The sequence below is a fragment of the Pontibacter pamirensis genome (assembly GCF_010015475.1).
GTDB classification, from domain to species: domain Bacteria; phylum Bacteroidota; class Bacteroidia; order Cytophagales; family Hymenobacteraceae; genus Pontibacter; species Pontibacter pamirensis.
On record NZ_SSNI01000023.1, the window covers coordinates 1 to 26,977 of the forward strand.

Here is a 26,977-nt window from a genome sequence, read left to right on the forward strand (position 1 = left end):
TTGAAAAAGGACTGCAGCTGCTCGAGCAACTCCTCCTTGCCTTCTAATAATCCTTCTACACTTACCTCCATCCTGCAAAGCTACAGCTACTTATAGCTTTGCACAACTCCTTAGCCTGACGGCTATGACCTTAACACTTACAGAAATTAATTTTTAAAACATAAAAAAAGTGGGAGAAGGCTTTGCCTCACTCCCACTTTCTATATATCAAACCAAAGAAAACTAGCTTTGGTCAACTGCTAACCATTTGTTAAAAATCTTCTGCTGTACACTTGTAGGGTTCTGTACACGCTCAAATCGGTAGCGCACACTTTCGTCCTTCAGCATCGGTATGCGCAGCGTCTGTAGCTTTCCATCGCGTGTTACCAGCACTTCAGCTGTATCTCCTATCCCCAGTCCACTTACAATACGATTGATATCATCATCAACACGGTATCCGTTTACGGCAATAATCTCATCATTCACATTCAAGCCACCTTCATAGGCAGAGCTACCGCGGCTCACACCCCGAACAAGAACTTTACCATCCGAAACGGCGGTAGTGGCACCCCAGTTGGGCAGGTTGCTTCCTTCGCTGGTATTTACAAGGCGCAAACCAGCTGCGTCAAAGAATTCATTATAGTCCGGCGTTGCAGTGCCATTCACATAGTTACGGAAAAAAGCATCCATGTTACGACCAGATACTTTTTCAAGAGCCTCTTTAAACTCTGCTTCTTTGAAGCCCCTGCCCAGCTGCTTATAGTAGCGGTTGTACATGTAGCGCATCACATCATCCAGGCTCTTTTCACCGTCTGTTGCCTCCATTATCTCCATGTTCAGCAGTTGCCCTAGCACGCCTCCCTTGGTATAGTAAGAAACCTCTGCGTTGTTTGAGTTTTCGCTGCGTCTGTAGTACTTGATCCAGGCATCGTAGCTTGCTTCTGCCACTGTCTGTACTTTGTTTCCCGGTGTGTTCTCCACTGAGGTGATGCTTCCTGCCACCACATCGAGGTAACGCTGCGGTGTGATGAAACCTGCACGACGCACAATCAGATCATCATAAAAGCTTGTGATACCCTCAGACACCCAAAGCAAGTCAGTATAATTCTCTTCATTATAGTTGAACGGCCCCAGCGCCAGCGGGCGCAGGCGTTTCACGTTCCAGAGGTGGAAGTACTCATGTGCCACCAAGCTAAGGAATCCGTTGTAGCCGGCTTCAGTGCCGTAGTTCCAGCGGGAGGTTTGCAGAGTCGTGGAGTTCAGGTGCTCTAAACCACCGCCACCACGGTTCAGGTTATGCACGATGAACACATAACGCTCTACAGGTAACTCTCCCATTACCTTCACGGCTTCTTCCGCTACCTCCTTCATATCCGCCATCAGGCGGTTCGGCTCATAGTTGCCTTCTCCGTACATAGCCACCTCATGGGGTACACCAGCAGCCGTAAAAGTGTAAACTTCGTGATTGCCAATCTCAAGCGGGGAATCTGCCAGAATATCGTAATTTGGGAAAGTGTAGGTAAAGTTACCTGTGCTTTTCAGACCGGTAGATACTTTGTCCCAGCCGTTGTAAGGCTTCACCACCAGCGTTCCGTTCTCTTTCTCGTAGCCTTCCGGATACATGAAAATGCTGGTACCATTCACATACCCATGTGAGGCATCGAGGTAGCTGGTCCGCACACTTAGCTCGTAGGCATACACATTATACTTCGCGCGTACCACATCTGCTTTATTGCTGTACACGCGCCAGGTGTTTTTATCTATTTTCTCAGAACGAAGGGGTTTACCTGACTTGTCGGTGGCTTCGAAGCCCTCTACGTTTTTTGCAAACTCACGCACCAGGTAAGACCCCGGAGCCCATACAGGAAGCGTAAAATCTACATATTTTTTCTTCGCGCCACTCAACTCCGCCTCTACCTCAAAGTAGTGTGTATGTGGCTGAGGCATAGATAAGGTATAACGTAAATCTGCTGCAAGCGCAGCGGCTGCATTGCCAAGGGTGATAAAGGCAACAAGTAAGAAGGATAATTTAAATCGGTTTTGTTTGAGCATGTTTATGTTAAGGATTAGTTTATATAAGCTTTGGCATTTTACAACAAATACCGTGCTTATCAAAATCCCTGCATGCTATAAAGTAGACGCTGTAGCGTCAGGAGGCATGCGATATCATGCTTGAATCCAGCCAGGCAACCGCATCAGATGTTTGTGAAAAAGTGTTCATGATAATGAAAGAGTTAAAACTTTGGAGGCCATACAAGCCCGCTTCGCTCAACAGGGCCTGGTAGCATTTCTCTGCCAAAACAACAGCCACATAATTATCAGTACCCATTGTCATCATGATGCGGGGGAAGAGATGCGTGTGCAGCCATGTCTCCTCCTCTTCGCTTAGTGCCCCAATTGCACGGTAATCCAGCAGCCACTGTTTTACGTGGTAATCAGCCGCAAACTGCAAAGCCACTAAAAGGCTCTCCCGGAACTCCCTGGAATTGAAATTCCCACAACACTGCAGATAAAGCCTCCCCTGCCCCTGAACGTATTTAACCGCCACCGAACTTGTGCTATACACTTCCATATTCTCCTAATCGTTACACATCCTTTACAAATATATCATTCTGTTTATACAAATTAATATAACAATCTTAAAAAGTTACAAAAAATATGAATAATAAGTAAGCGTATGTATACAATAAGTGAAAGCCCTTAAACAGCATGCGAAAATCAGGTTCAAAAGTCAGCCTCACCCCTGCTGTGTTTATCAAATTGTGATCTTGTGCAAACCCTGGTAATAATTTATTAATTTTGAGGCTTAGTTGGCATGAAATTTCCATGCAGTACATCATACTTACCGATCAGACGCTATGAAAAACACGAAGATGCTTATGTTGTTCCCCTTTTCACTGCTAACAATGCTGCTATCGGCAGCGCCACAGCAAACCCTCTTGATAGTAGCCGACAACGATTCTCCTATGCTAGCAGAGACCCCAACTGAACCCCACACAGTTGCATATGACTTCGAAAATAGTTTAGCTGTTATTGAAGAAAGCCCTTCCGCTATAGCAGAAGACAAAGGCGGTGAGAATAACAAGAACAGGCTGATTACCTACGCCATGAGCCTGTTAGGCACACCTTACGTCTGGGCTGGAGTTAGCCCGAAGGGCTTTGACTGCTCCGGTTTTATCACACACGTATTCCAGAAATTTGATGTTGCAGTGCCGCATTCATCTGCTCTTCAGGCAAAGGAAGGAGAACATATAGCGCGTGATGAAGCCAAAATTGGTGATTTAGTGATTTTCACGGGTACTAACCCCAAAAAGCGCACCCCAGGGCATGTAGGTATCATCATATCAACTGATGATGACAACATTGAGTTTGTTCACTCCTCTTCTGTGGGAGGGGTAAAAGTAAGTAAGGTAGAAGGTACAGGTTACAGTAGACGTTTCATGGAAATCAGGCGTATATTATAGCAACTGTTCCTGTAGCGGCAAGGGCAGAAAACACTTGCCGTATTATACGTACACAACACCATGACGCGCCTAATAAAGGCCGAAAGACACTTAATCAATACTGTCATGGTACATCCTTACATTATTAACACCATCAACGCGCTTGTATTAATCATAGCGGGCTTAATTGGCTACTTCGCGAATCCCGCCAGACCCCTGACAGCGCTTATCGCTCCCTTTTTTGGTGTGCTGCTGCTTGCCTGCACCTATCACCTGCGTAAACATAACCGCTTTGTGTTTAATACTGTAACGGCTCTCACGCTTCTGGTGGGTTTCCTGGTAGTGATGCGAATAGACCCTGATACATTTGAATGGAACAGGAGAAACATCCTGTTTGTGGTTATGGGCCTGAGTTGTTTTGTTTCGGCGGCATTCTTTGTTGGTACTTTTATAAGAGAGCGGCGGATGCGAAACAATACCATATACAAGGACGACCTATAAGTCAGGGAGGGGCAAAAAAAGAAACACCTGGTGTAGCCCGTCAAGTTACACCAGGTGTTTCAGAATCCTAAAAAGTCTTACCAAGCGGCTTCCTGTGTTTCAGGTTACCATCCGAAGACCAGTTGTAATGCTTGCTGCATAAACAGCAGAATCCCGTTTATGAAGCCGACTCACGGTTTAGGTGAATACTATTACTTAGGCTTGATAACACTTGTTTGGGATTAGACATCAGCACCTCCTTTCTCATTAGTCCAACATAACCCTGAACCTTCGACCAATTAATGTATTAGGTTGTTAGACCAGAGTCGTAGCACTCGCTACTATAACATTATGATAAAGATAAAACAACGCCTGAAAGTTCACAAGGTTTTGCACTTTATTTTTAGACTTTTTCCGGACAGCAGCCTTCAGATTTGCTAGGCAGACTAAAAGAACGCACCTCTTAAAAACAACTCCTTCAAAATCAATTCACTATGGATTAATTAAGAAGAACTCAGCAGCATAGCAATTCTAAAAAATTTTTTTGACTGAATGTAAAATTACAGAATGCAGTCTCCTACAATAAAATCAGCTCCTGTAATTGGCGTAGGTTCGAAATACAGACTGAGACAAGAAGTTGCATCAGAAAAAAGGAAATTAGGTGGTGAAGAAAGAAATTACTGCTCGGCTGGACTTTTTTCGAACAAAAATACTTTCTGGTTGAATTTTTGCATCGATAAGCATTAAGGGTTTAGTATATCCTTATTTTTTACTTATATTTCGTTGCATATTCAAACAAACAATTCCTAAATATGAAAAAGTATCTTCTATCCTTTGCTGTGCTCATGCTGTTCTCAACCGGTGCCTGGGCGCAAAGCTTATCACCCCTTGGAGTCTGGACTAACGAGGACAAGAAAGCTGAGTTCGAAATTTACGAGTGTGGCAACGACAAATTGTGTGCTAAAATTGTAACCTTGAAAGAGCCAAACAAGAACGGCAAGCCGAAAGTCGACGAAAACAATCCTAACCAAAAGCAACGCACGCAACCACTGAAGGGACTGGTTTTTATGAAAGGGTTTGAGTATGATGGGGATAACAAATGGGACGACGGCACTATCTATGACCCGGAGAGCGGCAAGACATACTCTTCTTACATGAAAATGCTCAACAAAAACAAAATGGAGGTAAAAGGGTATATTGGTATCTCGCTGATAGGCAGAACCCAAACTTGGACGCGTATTAAATAGGCAAAGCTAATTTAACGATACAGATAAAAAGAGGATAGCAGCTTAAGCTGCTATCCTCTTTTTATCTGAGTTCTTCTCCTGATGCTATTAAAAAACCTGTAGCACCTTGTAAGTTTTATCCCGGAATGAGAATTCATCGCCACCGGTTTTACCCGCCATTACCTTATACAGTGGTGACATTCCGGAAATAGCGTAAAAAGACTCCCCATCCAGCTTTACCTCTCCCAGACTAACACCTATAAAGTAGTTTTGGGAGGAGGTATACACTACCGCTCCAAGTGATACCTCTTTATTTAATTTAGTAGCGTTGATGTTTCTCAATACACCCATTGTTCTCATCAGCTCGTCTAACTGCCGCGCATACAGGTCTCGTTGTATCTGACAATTCTCCCTAAAAGACTCAAATTTATCTTCCATGGCTCCCTGGTGCTCGTTGGCGCTTTCCTGTGCCTGGTTCATAGCATCTTTGGCAGCCTGGATCTGAGCGCTCAGAATTTTAGAGCATTCCTGAAGCAGCCGCTTCTTTGTTTCAAGATCCTGTGTTAGAATTTCCATAATAGTTATGTATAAAATAGCGTTAGCACGGTTTTCTTATCTTAAGCAGCGGACTTTAGCTCTTAACCCAAAGTACGACTTGTGAGCGTAAGTGAAATTTTGTTAAATTTAAAATTTGCTATTTCCGGGTAACCCGCGCCTAAGACAAAAGGCCATTTAGCAAGGCTTAAACTATTTAAAGCAAACTATGTTTTATGGGTAAATTATCAAATGTCATTTAACGAAATTTTTAAGCGATTGTTGGGTCATAATACAGGAGAAACCACCTGCACCAGGCTGGAGCGATCCGGAAAGCACGTGGCTGCCTACACCACCTGGGTGAAAGAGCAGGTGTACCTGAACTGGACCGGTCCTTTTTTCAAAGCTTACCATTACAGGAAGGCAGATTTGCCAAGCCAATTACGGGTTCAGATTACACAGGATGAGTATGTTAGGGGAATTATCTTCTTCTACGACCCAAGTATAGGGGCAAACAACTTTACATACTTTTTTGATTTACTGAAAGACAGAGTGCAGGCGCAAGGCTATACCCTGCACAGTTGCGACAAGTTAGAGGTGCGGCATGAGCGTTACACTGAAATGGTAGAGAAACATGTGCTCACACCACCCGCCGCTGATGTGTCAGGGACCAGTCTTTGCAACCAGCTGTACGGAAATATCCTCCTGGATTATATAAAGGTAAACAGTCAACCTGGCTACATCCGGTTTGTGACAAACGTGTACAACGACCCATATTTCTCTAAGCCACTCCCTTTTGATGAATTGCTTGAAAAAGTATTACAACCACATGAGGTGCAGGTTAATTGAACTAAAGCAGGCTAACTGCCGCATTAACAGAATATATACAAAGGGGTAACTGTTTTAACTTTCATTTCTTTTAGATACATTTAAATCATAAATAGATGTTATTAAACTACCTGTTTGCGTATGCGGCAATGTTTTCTTCTTTTAGTTTGTGTACTATTGTTTTCTGTAAGCGCACGCGCTACCCATATTGTAGGTGGTGAGTTTGAGCTAGAGCACCTGCAGGACTACGACTACAGGCTCAAACTCAACCTATACTTCGATGTTGTGAATGGAAACCCAGGAGCCCTTGACCAGACCATTACCGTCAACATCTTCAGCAAAGCTACAAACCAGCGAATCGCGTCTCAGATGATGTCAATCATGGAGCAATCATTGGTAGAGTATACTAACATCGACTGCACCATAGGGGAACTGGTAACAAGAAAGATTGTCTACTACCAGAATATTTACCTGAATCCTGCCATATTTAATCACCCAGAGGGTTACTATGTTACCTGGGAGCGCTGCTGCCGCAACAACACCATCAACAACATTGATAGACCACAGGATGCAGCTCAGACGTTCTATATGGAGTTTCCTCCGGTAGTGCTGAACGGAGCAGCCTTTCGCAACTCCTCACCCATTCTGTTCCCGCCGCTGAGCGACTATGCCTGCGTAGGCGAACTATTTTATTTCGATTTTAATGGCACTGACCCGGACGGTGACTCTGTTGTTTATGATATGGTAACGCCCCTGAATGGCTATACCACCACCAACATGCCGGTTTACACTGTTCCGCCTCAACCCGCTCCTTACCCGGAGGTAAGGTGGCTCCCGGGGTACAGCAGCAATGTACAGGTGCAGGGAAGCCCGTCTATCAACGTAGACCGTAATACCGGTCAGCTAACCATGCGCCCTAACCGGGTAGGCCTGTTTGTTTTCGGTGTCCGGGCGCAGGAGTTCCGGAATGGAAGAAAGATTGGCGAAGTGCGCCGCGATTTCCAGGTGCTGGTTCTCGAGTGCCCCCGAAACCAAACACCTCAGGTGGTGGCCCGTGAACAGGGAAAAAAGGAATACTATGAAAGAGGGACAGTATTGCGCATCAACCCCGCTGACAGCCGTTGTATTGATATCTTTGTCACTGACCCTGACCTGGGTGAATTTGTTTCGATGCGCGCAAGGCCTGTGAATTTTTCCGGAGAGGACTATACCTTTACGGGCACCACAAGCGGCATGATCAACCAAGGCGCTGCACTGGACTCACTTAAGGCCACCATCTGCTTTGCTGATTGCTTTGACACAGGCGGAAAAGTGTATGAGCTGGACCTGATTGTGCAGGACGATGGTTGCAGCCTGCCCCGCCAGGATACCGTACGCCTCAGCCTGGTGGTGGAACCAGTTCCGGACGCTCCGCCCACAGTCTCTCTATCTACCACCGACAGAGTGTTCAGGGTAAAAGATGGAGACAAAATCAATTTTGATGTACTGGGTATAGATCCGGACGAAGACGTGGTTTCTTTAAATGTTGAAGGGCAGGGATTTTCTATCAGCGACCATGACATCACTTTCTCCGGAGTAAGCGGAACCGGCGAAGTGCAGTCGGCTTTTAACTGGAACATAAACTGTGATGCCCTGAAGAATGAATCCTATAAGTTAGATTTCATTGTGACCTCCATTGTCTGCGAAGAGCCCGTCACGCGAACGGTAACCATAGACGTGCAGCCGGAGAGCAATAACAACCTTCCTGTCCTCACCTCAGACCAGCCTGTCCAGGTGATTGAACTGGAGGTAGGCACCCCCTTCGAAGCCAACCTGTTCGGCAACGACATTGATGCTGACCTGCTAGCACTGCTGGCCCAGGGCGAGGGCTTTGACCTTGCCGACTATGGCATGGCCTTTACCAGCACAGGCGGCAATGGCGAGGCTACAGGTAACTTCCAGTGGACACCTACCTGCGAGGCATTCAACCAGGGTACCCTCCGTGTGAAATACATTCTCACAGAAGATGCCTGTGCCCCTGACACCGACCAGGAGCTTGTGCTGGAATTCAGATTGAAAGCCCCGAATAACACTCCGGTGCTCACTTCTGACCAAAACGTGCTTTCATTTGACTTAAACTTGCATGATTCGTTTGAGGCAAAATTTACAGGAACTGATTTAGACGCAGACAACCTTATACTCACTGCAACCGGTGATGGCTTTGATCTGGCTGACTATGGCATGAGTTTCCAGAGCACAGGAGGTGCAGGCAGTGCCAATGGCGTATTTAATATGCAAGCTATCTGTAGAGCAACAGAGCAGGAGGTGGTACGCGTAAATTTTACACTGGCAGAAGATGCCTGCGACCCGTCGCCACAGCAACTGACAATGGAATTTAGGATAATAGCACCAAGCATTGCAGATTATATACCACCCAACATCTTTACACCCAACGGAGACGGCAAGAACGATTTCTTCGAGGTTCCTGGCTTACCTTCAGAGTTCTGCACGGCTGTGTTCTCCAGTATTCAGATATTTAACCGCTGGGGCAAACAAGTGTACTCCAACACGAGCAGTAACTTTAAGTGGAATGGTGAAGGAGTAAACCCTGGCGTATATTTTTATGTAATTGACTATGGTACAAGCAAATACAAAGGCTCCGTTACCATTGTAAAATAGTTCTTTCTCCCATTATTAAGAGGCAGCCCCTCCCGGAATTTAAATTCCGGGAGGGGCTGCCTCTTAATGTTTTCGTATGAACTTTGATGCAGGTGTTAAATCATCAGGCTAAAAACAGGAAGACGAAATAAAGTCCCAGCCACAAAAAATCCATAAAATGCCAGTAGCTGTTTAACATAGACAACTGCAAATGCCTGAAAGGGTCACGTATAAAAATCAGGCTCCTGACACCATCAGAAGCCACATATATAGTTTTGAAAAGCATAAAGGAAAGGAAGATGATACCTCCGAGCAAGTGTAGAATATGCAATGCCGAAATCAGGTACAGGTAAGTCCCGGAGGCCTTGCCAGAAAAATACACGCCGGTTTTAGACATTTCATTCCAGCCAATAAGTTGTGCCCCGATAAACAAAATACCGAGAACAAGTGTGAGCGCAAGGTACCGCGACATCTTCTTCAACTTCTCCTTTTTATACAAGCCTGGCACCTTAGACATCGTGTAGCTACTGAAGAGTAGCAAAATAGCACTTACACTAAAAAATTTTGGCAAAGCAAATTGGTCACCGTTGAATCCTCCGGTGCGGGCAAAAGCCACTGTTAGAATAAAAAATAACACCCCAATACCGATCATGCTCAGGTAGAGCAACATCCGGATAGGGTGCATTTTCTCAATCCTCCGGAAGGCAAAGCTTTGCGTTGCGTTTATTTGTTTTTTCTTATCTGAATCCATCCTCAGCCTCTTTTTCAGCAATGTATCAATCTGCGGAACAGCAAAGACCACAGTCACTTATACATTTGTGTTTATCTATTATATTTATACCGCTGAGACCGTATTTAGTTTAACATATTCCTAATTAATTTAACGACTAGTTTAACTCTCCTTAGCACGTTGAAAAGTGTATTATATCGTAATTCACCATCCCATACTCTCCCTCCACCATATTTGAAGCCATTACTATAACATCCTAAATCGGGAATTTGCGTTTAAAAGGTAATCGCTATACTAAATGGGCTTTTATGAAGAAACACCTTCTATTCCTCTTTCTCACCTTGCTACTATTGCCATCAATAACCCTGGAGACCCTGGCGCAGGAAAACCGCGCCCCCTACACAGGCAACAACACCATCCTTGTTTCACTGGAGGGCATAGGGCAACGTTACGAGTTTGTATCAGATCAACTGCTGGTGCGCCACAACAAAACTACACACAGGCTGGAATGTGTCCTGCCTATTGCCAGCCTGGTTCCCCTTCACAGCACTACGCCACCTGCCATGGCTTATGATGTATTGTTTGGAGCAAAATACCCTGAACTGTATATTATGATTGAGGCACCAGAACAGCAGGCCAGTACGGGAAGATTTACGCCCGCCAACAGGAACCGCACCACCTCCATTAATCTGCAAGGTGTAAATAATGAAACAATTATTCCAGTTGCTTTCCAGCCAGACAAAGACACATTCTTCTTTTCTACAAATTTTGATCTGATGTTAGGAAACTTTCAGGCCTCTATGCCGGCCAAGTATCTACCTCTGCTTACAGGTAGGGTCCTTTTCAGTATTGAGCGTGCCCAGTGGTACAATCTAAGACAGCAATAGCACAAAGGTAAATATTTTAAACAATATCTTTAACAACACCATCTTATCAACTGGTTATTAAATTGTTATGATACATAATTACACACATTATACACAATACAGAAATTTCATAACCGCCCTCCCAAACCTATAGCACTTCTAGTGACTTTAGGGTTTCTATCTCTTTATCAGGGGATGACCTGTAGATAAAGCTGTCGTAATATCTATATTTGCGTAGGCTAACATAATATTGGAGTCATGAATAAAGCTTTCCTTTTACTGTTTTTAGCAGCTGCGTCGTTAAGCTGTAACCAAACAAAACCAGCTACCGAGGCTCCCGGTACTGGCTCTGCTACCACACCGGCCACAACCGGAACTACGTATGGCGCAGCAGTTCCGGAGGCAGAGACTATACCAGCCACTCAACTATCTGAAGAAGTCGCCGGCAAAGACTCTGTTCAGGCTACAGTTGCCGCTGAGGTAGTAGAAAGTTGCCAGGCGAAAGGCTGCTGGATGGATGTGAAGTTGGACGATAACAGCACCATGAAGGTAACTTTCCGCGACTATGGTTTCTTTGTGCCGGTGGAAGACCTCAAAGGCAGGCAGGTTATATTTACTGGTATAGCGAAACGCGAAGTGATATCCGTAGAAGACCAACGCCATTACGCTACAGACGCAGGCAAGCCGGAAGCGGAAATAGCAGCCATCACTACACCTAAAGAAGAACTGCGCTTTGTTGCAGATGGCGTGATTCTTAAATAGCTCTCAATACATTAAAAAAGAACCTGATAGGACAATTCACTTCATTTATACCTATAGCCTGATACGATTATGTCAGGCTTTTTTTTCGTTGGCGTTGCCTGCGGCCATACATTACAGGCGCTTAATTTCCCCTCCGTTGCGTCTCTTAATCTGATTTCTCTTTCCTATTTTTACGGATAGACCAAAAGCCCCGGCATGACACCAGAAAAAGATACAGCGCAGCAGATGCAGCAGCTGACAGAACGCATAAACTACCTCAACTACCAATACTATCAGAACAGCATTTCAGAAGTACCGGACGTTGAATTTGACAGGATGCTGAAGCAACTGCAGGAGCTGGAGGAAAAGCACCCGGACCTGCGCCAGCCCAACTCCCCTACCCTGCGCGTGGGAGGCACCATCACCAAGAACTTTAAAACCGTTTACCACAAATGGCCGATGCTCTCGCTCAGCAATACTTACTCAGAGGAAGACCTGCGTGAGTTCGACCAGCGCGTGCGCAAAGCGATAGGCGAAGAAATCGAGTACGTGTGCGAGCAGAAGTTCGATGGCGTAGCCATCAGCCTGACCTATGAGAACGGACAGTTTATACAAGGCGCCACCCGGGGCGATGGTACCAGAGGTGACGATATTACTCCTAACGTACGCACCATACATGACGTGCCACTACAAGTACAAGGGAAGGACTACCCGGATATGTTTGAAGTGCGGGGAGAGGTGTTTTTGCCGCTGCAGGTATTCGAACAGCTAAACACAGATCGCGAGGAAGCCGGCGAGCAGTTGCTGGCAAATCCGCGGAATGCCGCCTCCGGCACGTTGAAACAACAGGATTCAGCTATCGTAGCCAACCGGAAACTTGGATGCTTCTCCTACTCCTTCCATTCCGCCTCCAATCCCTTCGACACGCACTCTGAGAGCCTGCAGGCTGTGCAGAAATGGGGCTTCCAGGTTTCCGATACCTGGCGGAAGTGCAGCGGCATTGAGGCTGTGCTGGCATACATCAACGAATGGGAGACAAAGCGCTTTGATTTACCGATTGCCACAGATGGCGTGGTGGTGAAAGTGAACAGCTATGCCCTGCAGGAGGAGCTTGGTTATACTGCCAAAAGCCCCCGCTGGGCTATCGCGTATAAGTATGCCGCCATGAGCGCGGCCACGCAACTGCAGGGCATCCAGTACCAGGTGGGCCGTACGGGCGCTGTAACACCCGTAGCCCTCTTAGAACCAGTACTCCTGGCCGGTACTGTTGTGAAGCGCGCCTCGGTGCACAACGCCAACGAAATACAGCGGCTGGACCTGCGCCTGGGAGACACTGTATTTGTTGAAAAAGGAGGCGAGATTATCCCGAAGATCACCGGGGTGGATTTTGATAAACGTCCAGCAGACAGCCAGCCAATCGTATACCCTACCGAATGCCCTGCCTGTGGAACACCGCTTGTGCGCACAGAAGGCGAAGCGCATTTTTATTGCCCGAACGATGAAGGTTGCCCGCCACAGATAAAAGCAAAGCTGGAGCACTTTATCTCGCGCAAAGCCATGAACATTGATGGCCTGGGGCCTGAGACTATCGAGCAGCTATACAAAACGAATCTGGTACGCAACGCAGCAGACCTCTACGACCTGACCTTCGAGCAACTGGTGGGCCTGGAGCGAATGGGCGAGAAATCGGCTAACAACATCCTGGCTAGTCTCGAAAAATCAAAAGAGACGCCTTATGCCCGTGTACTGTTTGCGCTGGGCATCAGGTTTGTGGGCAGCACAGTGGCCAAGAAGTTAGCAGAACAATTACCGGATTTAGAGGCGCTACGTGGGGCAACTTATGAAGAACTGCTCGCCATTAATGAAATCGGCGACCGAATTGCCAACTCCATTATGCAGTACTTCCAAAACCCTGAGCATGTGCAGTTGGTGGAGCGCCTGAAGGCATCAGAACTGAATTTTAAAGCAGAGAACACTGCTCCTGAAATGGAAAGCGAGAAGCTTGCAGGCAGCACCTTTGTTATCTCAGGCGTTTTCCAGAGCGTGAGCCGGGAAGAATTGCAACAGCTTATCCAGAGCCACGGCGGCAAAGTGGTATCTTCTATATCGGCCAAGCTCTCTTACCTGGTGGCCGGAGACAAAATGGGACCTGCCAAGCTAGAGAAAGCAGGTAAGCTGGGTATAAAAATTCTGACGGAGGATGAGTTTCTGGCTCTAATCCAGGAGTAGCCACAATACTAAACAATTAAAAGTGTAAAGGCGCCGACTGCAAAACAGCGGCGCCTTTTCTACAAACACTCAAACAAACAACAAACGTATCTTCATCAGGCAATTCTTTGTTTAGAGATAGTAATTCACCCAGTACTATTACCCAAATTCCTCCGTCGCTGCTTTTGTTAGCTATGACAGCAGATAGCGGAAGAAAGGAATTTTCCGCGAGTCACTTTTATAAGTAAGAACTGGTTTATACTCACAACATATAAGGTTTGTAACCAATCATTTATCAGCTAACTTAAAACAAATAGTTCAAACTGATATCATCCCACAACCGCACTTCCCGCCTCCTAAAACTCTAACTCAGCCCGAGTGTGCCGATGATGTTTACCTGTATAGACAGTGTCTATTGAAAACCTTACGCTAAGCTGCACTTAATTTTTGCTATTGAAAAGTAAACTATACTAACTGCGGGATAAAATAGACCAAGCCCAATACACGCTTCATCAGGGGTTTATCATTTAAAATAGGCGCTTCATAGGCACAAAATAGTCCTTTGTATATACTTAGGATGTTCAGCGGGATAAAATGCCACAAATTCCTTAACTTTATAGTTAAGAGAATGAAACACGCTGCCGTAATTGTCTCTTTACACCCTACACCTTAGCTGCACCCCGTACATCATGAATCTAACGCTACCAGAGGTGACTATGAAAAAGCGCTACCAAATAGCGCTGCATATTGCCGGTTGGTTAATATTCATCGCCTGGATTTTTTATTTTGTATATGCCAACCGCACGCTTACATTTGGCAAAGGGCTTGATATTACATTTGGGCTGTTATTCCATCTGCTAATCTTTTACTTTAACTGGTATGTGCTCATACCAAACTACCTGGCCCGCAACCGTATTCTGCTGTATGTGGCCTCTGTACTAACCATGTTGATAGCAGTAGCTGTTTTACAGGCCCCTTTCGATTACTATTTGTTCAGGCAGTATAACCCGGGCATGACAATGCTCTTTAGCTATGAGCGCCTGCTGCAATACGTACTGGGAGGCTTGGTAACCACCTTTATCAGTTCAGCACTGAAGGTAACAGGCAACTACATACGCAACGAGCGGCGCAACAAAGAACTGGAAACGCAGAAGCTGATGGCGGAGCTGGCTTACCTCAAATCACAGGTCAACCCTCACTTTCTGTTTAACACTCTAAACAACATATACTCACTGGCTTATAAACAACACCCGGAGACGCCTGATGCCATTATGAAACTCTCGCTGCTGATGCGCTACATGCTGTACGAGAGCAACGATACGCTAGTGAGCCTGGAGAAAGAAGTGGAGCACATCAGGAACTTTATAGACCTTCAGAAACTGCGCCTGCGGGAGCAGACAGGTATAAAGTTTAACATCGAAGGCGATTTAAAGGGCAAGCAGATTGCTCCCATGCTGCTGATGACACTGGTGGAGAACGCCTTCAAACATGGCCTTGTGAGTAAAAATGAAATCGGCATCATCATGAACCTGGTCGTAAAAAATAATTCACTGCTCTTTAGCACCATAAACAATACCAGTACGCACAAAAAGCGGGAGTTTGGCGGCATCGGCCTTGAAAACCTGAAGCGCCGTCTGAACCTGCTGTATCATAATCAGCACCAGCTTTCTTTTGAGGAAAAGGAAGGGACGTTTTACGCTACTTTAAAAATTTACTTCAGTTCTAACCCTAAATAAAACTATGAATTTACGCTGCATCGCCGTCGACGACGAACCTTTGGCTTTGGATATTATAGAGAGCTATATCAGTAAACTGCCTTTTCTTCAACTCATCAGAACCTGCTCCAGCGCCACGGAGGCCATGCAGGTGCTGCAGGAGGAAAAGGTTGACCTGATGTTCTTGGATATCGAAATGCCGGAACTGACAGGTATACAGTTTCTGAATATCCTGAAGAACCAGCCGCTCATCATTTTCACCACCGCTTACCCAGACTACGCTTTGGAAGGCTTTAACCAGGACGCTGTAGACTACCTGCTCAAGCCCATCCCCTTCGACCGCTTTCTGAAGGCCGTAACCAAAGCGCAGGAACGGCTGCAGCGCAATGGCAAGGCCTCGGAAGCGACTCCTGCTGCCCCGGTTGCCCACGCACCACAGGAGCATGATTTTATGTTCGTGAAGGCCGACTATAAAACCATACGGGTAGATTTTAAAGACATCCTCTGGATTGAGGGACTCAAAGACTATATCATCATACAGACAAAGGACCAGAAGATTATTACGCTGCTCTCCATGAACAAGATGATGGAGAAACTCTCAGATGCTAAATTCCTGCGCGTGCACCGGTCTTTCATCGTATCGCTCCAGAAGATTGACAGCATTGAGAAAAGCCGCATCCGCATTGGTAACAAAGAAATCCCAATTGGAGAAGTATACAAAGAGCAGTTCCTGAAATGGGTAGAGGAAAACAACATCCAATAAAAGATATGAGAACAGCCAAACAAGGCTATGCTTTTGCTACAGCTGCTTCTCTTCTTCCGCAGTTTCAGAAAGAAATATATTACAGACCGTTTCTTTCGTCCTTCTTCTTTTCTCGATAATCCTTTTTCATATAATGCATTTGCAGAAAAGGATTCTTAATTCGAACTTCGTGCGTTGTAAAGAATGAACATGGTAAGAGAGAAATTAAGTGGAACAGGGGTAGCCCTGGTGACGCCTTTTACAAAAGAACTGGCTATAGATTACGACGGACTTCAAAAGCTTTTGGATTTCGTACTGGAGGGTGAAGTAAATTATATTGTAATAAACGGCACTACTGCTGAATCTTCAACAACAACAACTGCTGAGAAAGCAGCTATACTCCAATTTGTTAAGGAACATGTAAAAGACCAGGTGCCCATGGTCTATGGCTTAGGTGGCAACAACACACAACAGGTTATTGAAAACTTTGCTGCAACTGATTTGGAAGGCATCACGGCCATACTTTCCGTAAGCCCGGCGTATAACAAACCTTCGCAGCAGGGCATCTACCAGCACTTTTTGCAGATAGCCGATGCTTCGCCGGTGCCGGTGGTACTGTATAATGTGCCCGGCCGTACAGGCAGTAACATGACAACCGAAACTACCCTGAACCTCGCGCTACACGAGAACATTATTGGTATAAAAGAAGCCTCCGGAAGCATGGAGCAATGTATGGCGATAGCCAAACATAAACCGGAAGATTTCATGCTGATTAGCGGTGATGATATGCTGACAGTGCCGATGATTTCGTTTGGTGCAGAGGGCTCTATTTCTGTTCTTGCCAATGCCTTCCCAGATAAATTCAGTACAATGGTGCAGCAGGCACTGGACGGAAACTTTAAAAAAGCCACTGAATTGTTGTTTAGCTTCGTGGATATCAACCCACTCATGTATGAAGAGGGCAACCCTGTAGGAGTTAAAGTGTTGTTGGAGCGTTTTGGTGTATGTGCTGCCAGTGTACGGCTCCCGCTAGTGGAAGCATCGGCTGGCTTACGTGATAAGCTTTTCAAGCTGTTATAGATATTGATAGTACAGCAGAAAAGGCTGGCTTGATGCCAGCCTTTTCTGTCTTCAGCCATATAGATGAAACAATGTAGCGAATCTGCTGCCAGACTGAAAAACAATCATATTAAAGCCCGCTACACCCTCACTTAACTTGAGACAGAACAAGGTATGCTATACCAGAAACTAGCTGTGTTTGAGGTGATAGGCTGACACAAGCACACTTCCCGAACCTTAAAAAAATATAATTGCTCTCCCCTATTGTTTTGGATGCTACAACTGCATTCCTTTGCTGCTGTGAAAGCGACAATGGTATCGATTTTTGAGAAGCTGAGCCTTCTGCTGGCAATGCTGCTATGCAGTGCTTTCGCCTTTGCGGTGCCTGCTACGGCTACTCCTCCCTCAACTGTAGATTACAGTTACAGTGCTTACACTTCTGATGAAGCGGCTTTTCCAGTTGTAGCTGGTGAGGTTAGCGCCGGTGATTCTGAAGGCATACTTCAGAAGGCCCAAAAAACGCTGTGGCCTCCATTCACAAAAGTATTTTTACAACTCCTATACCCGCAGCCTCCAATTACAGAAGCAGTACCTTCGCACCTTTCCTTCCATTCTGGAGCTAACATACTCCACTCCATCCTCTCCAAAGGACCTTAGTTTGCCCTCCTTCTTCTGAACCCATCTATAGTATTAGATGATGCGCTCTGTATTTCCTGTTCTGGAAATATAAAGAAGCACTCCGTTCATTCTTGCCTCTTTTACATTTCTTATCGATTACATTTATGGAGCTACTACAGCACCTGATTGACTTTATACTGCACATAGACCTGCACCTGGTCAGCTTGCTACAGCAGTATGAAAGCTGGATATACCTGATCCTTTTTCTTATCATCTTCTGCGAGACGGGCCTGGTGGTGACGCCTTTCCTGCCGGGAGACTCACTTCTATTTGCCTTGGGAGCGCTGGCCGCCATACCGGCGTCGGGCCTAAATCTTTTGCTGCTGTTAGCACTACTCTGCATTGCTGCTATTTTAGGAGACTCTTTCAATTACCTTACAGGTATGAAGTTGGGAAGCAGGGTATACAGAAAGAACTACTGGTTTCTGAAGCAGGAACACCTGCAGCAGGCGGAGCGCTTTTACACCCGCTATGGTGGCCGCACAATCATTTACGCCCGCTTTATACCTATTGTGCGCACTTTCGCTCCTTTCGTGGCAGGTATGAGTAAGATGAACTACAGCAGGTTCCTGTATTACAACATAGCAGGTGCCTTTGTCTGGGTGTTGTTCTTCGTGCTGATTGGTTACATGTTTGGTAACATGCCAACGGTAAAGGAAAACTTTTCTTTGCTGGTGCTGGGCATTATCGGGGTGTCAATGCTCCCGCCAGTTATCACGGTGGCAAAGCAGCGCCTGGCGACAAGAAGGCAGGCCAAAGTACAAGGCTTTAAATAGCAAAAGAATTTACCAGCTCCGAAAGCAAGTGGCCTGGCCTCGACACCAGCTCAGTAAAAGCAGAAAAGTACCTCTCTGCACAATTGCCGCAGATGAAAAGAGTGATGGTATGACAGTAGACTCACAGCAACCATGGCCTTAACTAAACAGAAACTACAGGAAAATTTCTCTACCCGAAAGCTCGTACTGCCGATGTTGCTGGGCTTTGGGGTGATAGGCTATATGCTGTACACCAGCTATGAGCCGGGGCAACTGAACACGCTGCTGCAGGTAAGCCCTTTCTGGGTGAGCATGGCCCTGCTGGTGCTCCTTGTAAGGGATTTCGGGTACATCTACCGTATGCGTTATATCACAGATAAAGTACTGAGTTGGAAGCAGAGCTTTAACATTATCATGCTGTGGGAGTTCGCTTCCTGTGCTCTGCCTTCTGTAATGGGTGGTACTACGGTGGTCGCTTATATTCTTTTCAAAGAAAAGATTCCGCTGGGCAAAGCCATTGCACAGGTTATGGTGACGTCGCTGCTCGACAACCTGTACTTTGTGCTGGCTGTACCACTGGTGCTTTACTTTACAAAAGAAAATGTGCTGCCCGAGATGCTCGGCCTGAGCGAAACGTTACGCGAAAGCCTCGCTATTGCCTTTATCATCAGTTATCTGCTGATTTCCTTGTATGCTTTCACTATGTTTTATGCGCTCATCATTAACCCAAAAGCTGTAAAACACCTGTTCATCCGGCTAGGCCAGTTAAGGCCATTCAGAAAGTGGCGGGAGCAAATGTTCCGCCATGCCAATGAACTCCTGATCGCGTCGCAGCACCTGCGCAGCAAAAAATCCACTTACTGGTTACATGCCGGTATTTCCACCGCTTTTGTCTGGACTGCCCGCTACATTATCATCGGCTGCCTGATTGCCGCTTTCACACAACTAAACCTGCACGACCACCTGCTTATCTTCTCACGCAACCTTATTTATAAGATTGTCCTGTTTATGTCGGTAACACCGGGGGCGGCAGGCATAGCTGAAATCGCTTTCCCGGCCTTCTTCGGAGCATACCTGGGAAGCTTTACCACCATTGTTGTGCTGTTGTACCGTCTCCTGACGCATTACCTGTACCTCGTGTTGGGAGCCATTATTTTCCCGCGCTGGGCAGCACGCGTTTTCAGTGGCAGTGAGTCCGCTGATGAGGCAAAGCTTTTAATACCAGAACAACCTGAATCTTTAAACACCCAACCTATGGCTGTATAGCAGCCGCTTTATGAGCAATTTGCTGAAGAACCTTACCCGCCGCAAAAGTGCTACGGCGCTACTGGCTGATTACGAACGAGATGGTAACATCCATGGCACTGACCTGGTGCGCACCCTTCGTCTGAAGGATTTAATATCATTTGGGATTGCCGCCATTATCGGGGCGGGCATTTTTAGTACTATCGGGAACGCCAGCGCGGCTGGCGGAGCAGGAGTATCACTGCTTTTTATATTTACAGCGATAGCATGCGGCTTTTCGGCCCTTTGCTATGCCCAATTTGCCTCCACCATACCTGTTTCAGGGAGCGCTTACACCTATGCCTATGCTTCTTTTGGAGAGTTAGTTGCCTGGATTATCGGCTGGGACCTGCTCATGGAGTACGCCATCGGGAATATTGCCGTGGCTATCTCCTGGTCCGATTACTTTACGGCTGTGATGCATGGCGTAGGTCTTGGCCTGCCGGAGTACTTGACAATGGACTACTTAAGCGCCTCCCGGGGCTTTGAGGCAGCCTCTGCTCTACTGGCGCAAGGCAATCTGTTGGCAACGTTACCAGCGAACATGCAGGAAGCATACCTGGCCTGGCAGCAGGCTCCTTCTATAGCGGGAATCCGATTGGTTGCGGATGTCCCTGCTTTAGGCATTACGGTGCTGATTACGTACCTCGTTTACATTGGTATTAAAGAGTCGAAGCGAACAGCGAACCTGCTGGTGTTGCTTAAGCTGCTGGTTATCCTGCTGGTGATAACGGTGGGAGCCTTCTATGTAAACACTGACAACTGGACGCCGTTTGCTCCGAATGGTATATCCGGCATCATGAAAGGTGTATCGGCCGTGTTTTTTGCCTACATCGGTTTTGATGCCATTTCCACTACCGCCGAAGAGTGCGAAAACCCGCAACGCGATTTGCCGCGAGCCATGATTTTTGCGCTCATCATCTGTACCGTCCTGTATGTGATTCTGGCACTGATTTTAACCGGCATGGTACCTTACCAGGAGTTAGCTGTGGGCGACCCGCTGGCATTTGTGTTTTCAAGAGTAAACTTGGATGCCATTGCGGGTATAGTAGCCGTTAGTGCGATTGTGGCGATGGCTAGTGTGTTACTGGTGTTCCAGTACGGGCAGCCTCGTATCTGGATGAGTATGAGCCGTGACGGCCTGCTGCCGCAGGCTTTTTCCCGCATTCACCCAAAGCACAGAACCCCTTCCTTTGCCACCATTGTGACAGGCTTCGTAGTGGCGGTTCCTGCCCTTTTCATGAACCTGACAGAGGTAACGGACCTGACGAGTATCGGTACTTTATTTGCTTTTGTGCTTGTGTGCGGCGGTATACTACTTATGGAGCAGCAGCAAGGTGTGCCTGCCACAAATAAAGGGTTTCGAGTGCCTTATATCAACGGAAAGTTTATTCTACCTTTGCTTCTGCTGTGCTGCCTTTCACTGCTTTATGTTTACAACCAGGAGGGCCTGACGCAGTTTTTCAGTATGGAAGGCGGTTGGGGAAATCTTCAGCACAAACTGCCGCTGCTGGGTTTTATATTGGTGGCCATCGCACTAACACTGCTCACCTTCACCCGCAACCTTTCGCTGATACCGGTGCTCGGCCTCCTGACAAACCTATACCTGATGACTGAACTTGGCATCACCAACTGGAGTCGCTTTATGGCATGGCTGGTATTGGGCTTAGTCATATACTTCTTTTACGGGTACCGTAACAGTAAATTAAATAAACCTGCCGCCCCGGTAGCTGTATAGTTGAGCTCGTAAAAACTGAGGTAGATTTTTCCATTCCTGTCACAAGCAACCAGTTGATATTTTATGTTAAATAAAAGAGTGCAACAATATGAGAAACTTGTGGGAAGGTTCAGTACTGCTATGCCTTAAAGGCTTCAGTGCCTCCATTTATAAGAGAAATAGTTAGTTGAAAATAGATAGTAAAAGCCACGGCTTTTAGCCATGACCTTTCTCATTGTATGCACAAACAGCCCCTGCTTCATTGGTTGCAGGGGCTGTTTGTTTTTGCCTTCAGGCAAATTATTACACAACCCCTGAAACACTTATGGTATAGTAAGAAAATGAGACTTGTTGCAATACCGTTTCCACCTCAAGAGAAAAGGCCACAACTAAATGCTGCGGCCTTTTCTCTGATGGTATAAAGGATACTAATGTACCTTCCTGTATACGTATATGCTTTTTAAAAATAGCGCTTAGCGGTTGTATCCCCCGAAGTGCCCATAGTAATTGTTATCATCTCTGTTTCTGTCACCAAACCGGTCATTTCCAAACTCGCGGAAGGAGTCTGAGTTGCCGTAGCCTGTATCGTGACGAAAGCCATGGTTACCACGGCTGTCAAAATCGCGGTAACGGTCCCCCTCCTCAGGGTTATCATAGTTCGGGTTGTATCCCTGGCTATAGCTGTAGTGTCTAGGCTGTCTCGCATAGGGTCCTTCACCGTATGGGAAACGCTCTACCCTGTCTAAATCATTTTCTGCGCCATACGGAAGACCGTAATCCATTTGCCTGGACTGACCGCTATAGTTTGAAATGCCGTACATTTCCTGGTACTTATCATCCCGTGTACCTTCCCGTCCTCCTTCGCGGCCATACTCAGGACTTTGCTGCAGCCTGTAGTTCTGTCCTTCTTCATTCCGGGTGTCACCTAGATGCGCATTCTCGCGCCCGTGGAAACGCCCGTGGCGGTGGCCTCCATGGCCTTCTTGTCTGTAATTACGGCTAAAGTTGCCGTAGTTTTTTTCTCTTTCGTCTCTCATAGCTTTAAATTTTTAAGTTTTAAGCAGCACCGGTTTCACAACTGGTGCTGCTTTGATTTCTTTTATTTTTTGTGTGTTTACTCAGAAGTGTTTCCCAGTGACTAACGTCTGTCTCTGTCGCGCATGTAGTCATCGTAACGGTCGCGGCGCTGGTTGCTTTCACCTTGCCAGCGCTCCAGGTTGCTGTATCGGGTATCTTCACCGTAGTGATCTTCGCCACGGGCATAGTTGCGGCCGGCAAAACCGGTGCTGTAGTCATTATCATACATTCTGTTGCCATGCTCGTAGCGGCGATAAGACTCGTAGTCTCCGCGTGAACCGCGATCCCAGTTGCCATCATCATTGCCACGGCGCACATCGTGACCAAACTTCTCATCCGCCATTCCATAACGGTAATCCGAATTGTCATTGTTGCCTAAGGCCCTGTCGCTATAATCCTGGTTGCTGTAGTCGCCACGGTCATCGTACTGGCGGTGCGAATTCCGGTCCTCGTCTTCAATAAACGTCATTCCGTATGGATTATCCTGGCTGAAGTTGCCGCGATTGGTATAGTCCTCTCCGCTATATTGAGCTCCCCCAGACTGGAAGCGCCCCTGCGGGTACATCTGGCTATGGTCTGCATTGCTGTTAAAGCTGGAGTCGTCCCCGTACTGGCTAAAAGAATTGTCGCCGTAGCCACGGTTAAAGTGGCTGTCTCTGGCGTAGTTACCACGGTCTGAGTTCTGCCCATGGTGATGGCCATGCAGTGGGCGTGGTCCACTCCCTCTATCGTCTCTGTAGGTATCTCTAATATTACCTCTTTCTCTGTTGTTATCTCTTCCTCTGTTATTGTCACTTCTATCGTCTCTCATAGCTTTTTTAGGTTTGATTTGACTATCTATTATACATCTTATTACGGGTGCAAGGGGCCTAGAGGTTAGCAACAGGGCCGACTATAAGTAAACCTCAGGCCTTTTGATGCGTTAAAAATGTATAACACCAAACATAAAATGACTATGGAAAGAGACAATTGGAATAATAGGAACAAATACAGCAACGACAGAAACCAGAACCGCAGCAACCAGCGCCGTGCAGACGTGGACAGCTATCGTGGTGCCTATCGCCTGGACACCTCCAGCGACCACCGAAATGTAAGCACCTGGAACGGATTTGACAGAGGCGAAGAAAACCGCGACCAGGGCACCGACTTCAACCGCAATTACAACAACGACTATAACCGAAACTATAACAACGACTATAACCGGAATTACAACAGTGGCCAGCAAGATAACCGTGGCGGCAGCACTGCCGGAAACTTCGATTATGACCGCGACAACCGTTACCAACAGCAGGACCGCGGAGGCAGCACCCGCAACATGGGCGAGCGGTACCAGTCAACCAGCGGTGGTTACAACTCCCGCTTCGGTGGTAACCAAAGCGGCAACAGTGGTGGATATGACAGAGAAAACAGACACGACAGTGTCCGCAGCCGTATAGATGAGAGAGATCGTTCCGGCTGGGACAACTTTAACACGGATTACAGCCCCGACAATTACGGAGGCAGAAGAAGTGGCGCTAACGAAGGAAACATGGCGGGTTCTTTAAGCTACGGCTACGACGGCGACAGAAACTCCGACCCTGACCGGAACAGACATTATGACCCGCTCAGCGGAGAGCGCCGCAGCTATCATGGCGACTATCAAAGCAGGCAACTTGATCGCAGCCAGTACAGAGGCAGCACAAGCCGTAAAAGAAATACCGAAAATGATAGTGGTTGGTATTAGCAACCGGTAAAATAAATTACACTTTATGGTAGAAGGGCTTTGCCCTTTCTACCCTTTTTAAAACCTAAAACTAAAAACGATGAGCACGAACGATAAGAATAAAGAGGAAAAGAAAGATAACTACAGCAGTAAAGATCAACTGAAAAATGAAAACCTTAACAAAACCGTGAACGAAGGCAACAGCGTGCCCAACATCCACCCTACCGGCAAGGATCGAGAGATAGTTGACAACGAAGAGGTTATGAAAGGTAAAGTTGGTGGAGCCCCATCGCAGAAAAGCGGTAGCCGGGGTAGCGCTGACGTACAGGACGGTGGCGAAGATGTTGGAAGCAGCGCCGGAAGTCATTAAAATAAATTAGAGTGTTTCTGGCTCTCTTCCAGACTCAAATGAATCTTACAGTTTTTTGCAACTGAAACAGGAAAGCCACCTTATGTAAGGTGGCTTTCCTGTTTCAGTTGCAAATGGCTTACTGAAGCTCTTCCTGCTCCATGTACTCCCACATGGCATCTTCGCTTGCGCCTGTCTTTGCTGCGTAAATCAACATGGTAGTGTATACTCCAATCAGAAGAAAGCTTAGCGGGACAGAAAAAATGAAGGATATAATAAGTGTCTTCACCGGATCGGGCTTAGAACTCATTTTGGTGGAGGCATACCAGAAAAACAAGACATTGAATATGCCGGAAAGCGCTACGAAGTTGATAATATCTAACATTGGCTAAAAGGTATAGTCAGGTTGTTTAGTACAAGTAAGCTTTTAAAGCTTTAATGTTAAAAGCCAACCTCACGATGAACCTGATTGTTCTTTTAAAATCTTTCTTTTAACAAAACAGCTTAGTGCAATTTAAGAGGCCAGCACATAAATCGCAAGCTTTGTTAACAAAATATTATTTTATCATTAGCCTTTGAAAATAAATCATAAAACAGGAAAAATATTTAATTTTTCCCTCCCATTTCTTCTCATAGCTGCAAAAAATCTATTAGTCCGCTCTCGCCTTAAATGTTTTAGACAAGCATGCTTTACTCTATAGAAAAACAAAAAGCATAGAGAGTTTGATAAGAACAGTGCAATTTTTAACTACTCATTTCACTCCAGCTTTTAAAATGAAGTGTCAACAGCACGTTGAAAGCCACTTTCTACAGACCATTAGAAATCTTACCCCAGCAGGTGCAGCATCTATTCTCTCTTATTTTGCTAACAAACTAAAGGTGTTCAATACATTTAAATGAATAAGCGTAAAACATCAGAACTTTATAGAGCAAAAGCCCGCTTCACGATGAAGTGTAGCGGGCTTTTGCTCTTAGTCTAAAGATGCTACCTAGAGGCTCATCATCAGAATTTCTTTTACGTCATCCACCTGTATATCGGCACGCTCACCCAGGTTCTTCACGCCCCGGTCCTGAAAACGCTGCACAATGTTTTGAATAGTGTCTTCCCCTACTTCGTAATCTGACAGGCTGGTACTAATTTCCATAGATTCAAAGAAAGAGATGGTAGCCTGTAGCGTGGCTTCTAAGCATTCATCTTCTGTTCCGGCATCTACACCCCATACTCGCCTGCCGTACTGGAGCAGCTTTTCTTTTTTAGATTCGCTCTTGTAACGGAGCAAAGATGGCAGCACAATAGCCAGGGTTCGGGCATGGTCAATGCCATGCAGCGCCGTTAGTTCATGGCCTATCATATGCGTGGCCCAGTCGGTAGGCACTCCTACCCGAATTACTCCGTTGAGCGCCATCGTAGCACTCCACATAATGTTGGCCATCGTGTCGTAGTCCTGTGGGTTTAGCAACGCCTTCGGTCCTTCTTCTTTCAGAGTCAGTAGAATGGCTTCTGCCATACGGTCCTGAAGCGGCGCATTTACCGGATAGGTCAGGTATTGTTCCAGCACATGCGTAAAGGCATCCACCACACCGTTACTTATCTGTCGTAATGGCAACGTAAAGGTTGTTTCCGGGTCTAATATTGAAAATTTCGGGAAAGTATAAGGGCTGCCAAAGGATAACTTCTCTTTCGTTGATACTCTTGTAATCACGGCACCTGAGTTCATCTCCGAGCCTGTACCAGGCAATGTCAGCACTGATCCAAAAGGAACTGCTCCTTTAACCTGTTCACGCTTTGCAAGTATATCCCAGGGATCTTCTCCTTCATATGACATCGCGGCCACAATGAATTTTGTTCCGTCAATCACAGAACCACCACCTACTGCCAGTACAAAATCTATTTCCTGGCGTTTTGCTATTTCCACCGCCTGCATCAGTGTTTCGTAGTGTGGGTTAGGTTCAATGTTACTGAATTCGATGACAGTGTGGCCTTCCAGGGCTTTCATCACCTGTTCGTATACACCGTTTTTCCTGATACTGCCCCCGCCGTACGTCACCATTACGCGTGCGTCGGCAGATATTTCTTTGGCTATTGTACTGATTTGTCCTTTGCCGAAAATTATTTTAACCGGATTATAAAAAGTGAAGTTATTCATTTTAATGTTAAGTAATTTTATAAGTAAAAGTGGTGAACGGCAACAGCAATTTGCTTAAACCGATGCGCAGATAGTAAAAA

At 46.3% G+C, this 26,977-nt stretch carries 25 protein-coding genes; 17 read left to right on the plus strand and 8 right to left on the minus strand.

The genetic code is table 11. The features are described from left to right. Positions 1 to 222 precede the first annotated feature (222 nt). Both E1919_RS17775 and E1919_RS17780 read right to left on the minus strand, forming a co-directional pair. On the minus strand, positions 223 to 2,031 hold the full coding sequence (locus E1919_RS17775) for a M61 family metallopeptidase (protein ID WP_237144587.1): 1,809 nt from the start codon (positions 2,029 to 2,031) through the stop codon (positions 223 to 225). 97 nt (positions 2,032 to 2,128) lie between these two features. Continuing rightward, positions 2,129 to 2,551: a hypothetical protein gene (locus tag E1919_RS17780; protein ID WP_162054763.1), complete on the minus strand. Its 423-nt coding sequence runs from the start codon at positions 2,549 to 2,551 to the stop codon at positions 2,129 to 2,131. Positions 2,552 to 2,837: 286 nt separating this feature from the next. Here E1919_RS17780 and E1919_RS17785 point away from each other — a divergent pair, with 286 nt between their 5' ends. From E1919_RS17785 to E1919_RS17795, 3 genes are all read left to right on the plus strand, one after another. Then, the gene (locus E1919_RS17785; protein ID WP_162054764.1) at positions 2,838 to 3,443 is read left to right on the plus strand and encodes a C40 family peptidase; all 606 of its coding nucleotides are present in this window, start codon (positions 2,838 to 2,840) and stop codon (positions 3,441 to 3,443) included. A gap of 105 nt (positions 3,444 to 3,548) precedes the next feature. Further along, positions 3,549 to 3,923, plus strand: a complete 375-nt coding sequence (locus E1919_RS17790; RefSeq protein WP_162054765.1) for a hypothetical protein — start codon at positions 3,549 to 3,551, stop codon at positions 3,921 to 3,923. A gap of 791 nt (positions 3,924 to 4,714) precedes the next feature. Beyond that, positions 4,715 to 5,149: a DUF2147 domain-containing protein gene (locus tag E1919_RS17795; RefSeq protein WP_237144589.1), complete on the plus strand. Its 435-nt coding sequence runs from the start codon at positions 4,715 to 4,717 to the stop codon at positions 5,147 to 5,149. An 87-nt stretch (positions 5,150 to 5,236) separates the two neighbouring features. Here E1919_RS17795 and E1919_RS17800 read toward each other — a convergent pair whose 3' ends face one another. Continuing rightward, on the minus strand, positions 5,237 to 5,704 hold the full coding sequence (locus E1919_RS17800; RefSeq protein ID WP_162054766.1) for a hypothetical protein: 468 nt from the start codon (positions 5,702 to 5,704) through the stop codon (positions 5,237 to 5,239). 210 nt (positions 5,705 to 5,914) lie between these two features. On the opposite strand from E1919_RS17800, the gene E1919_RS17805 reads away from it, so the two are divergent. Together E1919_RS17805 and E1919_RS17810 are read left to right on the plus strand one after the other, a co-directional pair. Continuing rightward, on the plus strand, positions 5,915 to 6,511 hold the full coding sequence (locus E1919_RS17805) for a hypothetical protein (protein ID WP_162054767.1): 597 nt from the start codon (positions 5,915 to 5,917) through the stop codon (positions 6,509 to 6,511). Positions 6,512 to 6,631: 120 nt separating this feature from the next. Further along, complete coding sequence (locus E1919_RS17810) at positions 6,632 to 9,148, plus strand: gliding motility-associated C-terminal domain-containing protein (RefSeq protein ID WP_162054768.1); 2,517 nt, start codon at positions 6,632 to 6,634, stop codon at positions 9,146 to 9,148. A gap of 103 nt (positions 9,149 to 9,251) precedes the next feature. Here the strand turns inward: E1919_RS17810 and E1919_RS17815 are convergent, their stop codons facing one another. After that, positions 9,252 to 9,878 (minus strand): cytochrome c oxidase subunit 3, encoded by a 627-nt coding sequence (locus tag E1919_RS17815; RefSeq protein ID WP_162054769.1) that lies wholly within the window; start codon positions 9,876 to 9,878, stop codon positions 9,252 to 9,254. 287 nt (positions 9,879 to 10,165) lie between these two features. On the opposite strand from E1919_RS17815, the gene E1919_RS17820 reads away from it, so the two are divergent. The 10 genes from E1919_RS17820 (at position 10,166) to E1919_RS17865 (ending at position 21,643) form a co-directional block, all read left to right on the plus strand. Further along, complete coding sequence (locus E1919_RS17820; protein WP_162054770.1) at positions 10,166 to 10,744, plus strand: hypothetical protein; 579 nt, start codon at positions 10,166 to 10,168, stop codon at positions 10,742 to 10,744. 237 nt (positions 10,745 to 10,981) lie between these two features. Next, positions 10,982 to 11,485, plus strand: coding sequence for a DUF4920 domain-containing protein (locus E1919_RS17825; RefSeq protein WP_162054771.1), 504 nt, complete (start codon positions 10,982 to 10,984; stop codon positions 11,483 to 11,485). A gap of 195 nt (positions 11,486 to 11,680) precedes the next feature. Then, entirely contained in the window at positions 11,681 to 13,693 is a 2,013-nt protein-coding gene (gene ligA / locus E1919_RS17830; protein WP_162054772.1) for an NAD-dependent DNA ligase LigA, read from the plus strand. 668 nt (positions 13,694 to 14,361) lie between these two features. Next, positions 14,362 to 15,408 carry a sensor histidine kinase gene (locus tag E1919_RS17835; RefSeq protein ID WP_162054773.1) on the plus strand — a complete coding sequence of 349 codons (1,047 nt, stop codon included), beginning with the start codon at positions 14,362 to 14,364 and terminating at the stop codon, positions 15,406 to 15,408. Positions 15,409 to 15,412: 4 nt separating this feature from the next. Beyond that, positions 15,413 to 16,150 carry a LytR/AlgR family response regulator transcription factor gene (locus E1919_RS17840; RefSeq protein ID WP_162054774.1) on the plus strand — a complete coding sequence of 246 codons (738 nt, stop codon included), beginning with the start codon at positions 15,413 to 15,415 and terminating at the stop codon, positions 16,148 to 16,150. Positions 16,151 to 16,333: 183 nt separating this feature from the next. Continuing rightward, positions 16,334 to 17,209 (plus strand): 4-hydroxy-tetrahydrodipicolinate synthase, encoded by an 876-nt coding sequence (dapA, locus tag E1919_RS17845; RefSeq protein WP_317168238.1) that lies wholly within the window; start codon positions 16,334 to 16,336, stop codon positions 17,207 to 17,209. Between the two features lie 291 nt (positions 17,210 to 17,500). Continuing rightward, complete coding sequence (locus E1919_RS17850) at positions 17,501 to 17,845, plus strand: hypothetical protein (RefSeq protein WP_237144591.1); 345 nt, start codon at positions 17,501 to 17,503, stop codon at positions 17,843 to 17,845. A 125-nt stretch (positions 17,846 to 17,970) separates the two neighbouring features. Continuing rightward, positions 17,971 to 18,642, plus strand: a complete 672-nt coding sequence (locus E1919_RS17855) for a DedA family protein (RefSeq protein ID WP_162054776.1) — start codon at positions 17,971 to 17,973, stop codon at positions 18,640 to 18,642. Positions 18,643 to 18,774: 132 nt separating this feature from the next. Further along, entirely contained in the window at positions 18,775 to 19,887 is a 1,113-nt protein-coding gene (locus E1919_RS17860; protein ID WP_162054777.1) for a lysylphosphatidylglycerol synthase transmembrane domain-containing protein, read from the plus strand. A 10-nt stretch (positions 19,888 to 19,897) separates the two neighbouring features. Further along, positions 19,898 to 21,643 carry an amino acid permease gene (locus E1919_RS17865; RefSeq protein WP_162054778.1) on the plus strand — a complete coding sequence of 582 codons (1,746 nt, stop codon included), beginning with the start codon at positions 19,898 to 19,900 and terminating at the stop codon, positions 21,641 to 21,643. Between the two features lie 452 nt (positions 21,644 to 22,095). On the opposite strand, the gene E1919_RS17870 is transcribed toward E1919_RS17865, so the two are convergent. Beyond that, complete coding sequence (locus tag E1919_RS17870) at positions 22,096 to 22,659, minus strand: hypothetical protein (protein ID WP_162054779.1); 564 nt, start codon at positions 22,657 to 22,659, stop codon at positions 22,096 to 22,098. A 101-nt stretch (positions 22,660 to 22,760) separates the two neighbouring features. Beyond that, positions 22,761 to 23,510, minus strand: a complete 750-nt coding sequence (locus E1919_RS17875) for a hypothetical protein (RefSeq protein ID WP_237144593.1) — start codon at positions 23,508 to 23,510, stop codon at positions 22,761 to 22,763. Positions 23,511 to 23,654: 144 nt separating this feature from the next. On the opposite strand from E1919_RS17875, the gene E1919_RS17880 reads away from it, so the two are divergent. Together E1919_RS17880 and E1919_RS17885 are read left to right on the plus strand one after the other, a co-directional pair. Then, positions 23,655 to 24,422, plus strand: coding sequence for a hypothetical protein (locus E1919_RS17880; protein WP_162054780.1), 768 nt, complete (start codon positions 23,655 to 23,657; stop codon positions 24,420 to 24,422). A gap of 79 nt (positions 24,423 to 24,501) precedes the next feature. Further along, a complete protein-coding gene (locus E1919_RS17885) occupies positions 24,502 to 24,771 on the plus strand; it encodes a hypothetical protein (RefSeq protein ID WP_162054781.1) in 270 nt (89 codons plus the stop codon). 118 nt (positions 24,772 to 24,889) lie between these two features. On the opposite strand, the gene E1919_RS17890 is transcribed toward E1919_RS17885, so the two are convergent. Both E1919_RS17890 and E1919_RS17895 read right to left on the minus strand, forming a co-directional pair. Then, the gene (locus E1919_RS17890; RefSeq protein ID WP_162054782.1) at positions 24,890 to 25,135 is read right to left on the minus strand and encodes a hypothetical protein; all 246 of its coding nucleotides are present in this window, start codon (positions 25,133 to 25,135) and stop codon (positions 24,890 to 24,892) included. Between the two features lie 604 nt (positions 25,136 to 25,739). Continuing rightward, positions 25,740 to 26,897, minus strand: a complete 1,158-nt coding sequence (locus E1919_RS17895; RefSeq protein WP_162054783.1) for an iron-containing alcohol dehydrogenase — start codon at positions 26,895 to 26,897, stop codon at positions 25,740 to 25,742. Between the last annotated feature and the right edge of the window lie 80 nt (positions 26,898 to 26,977).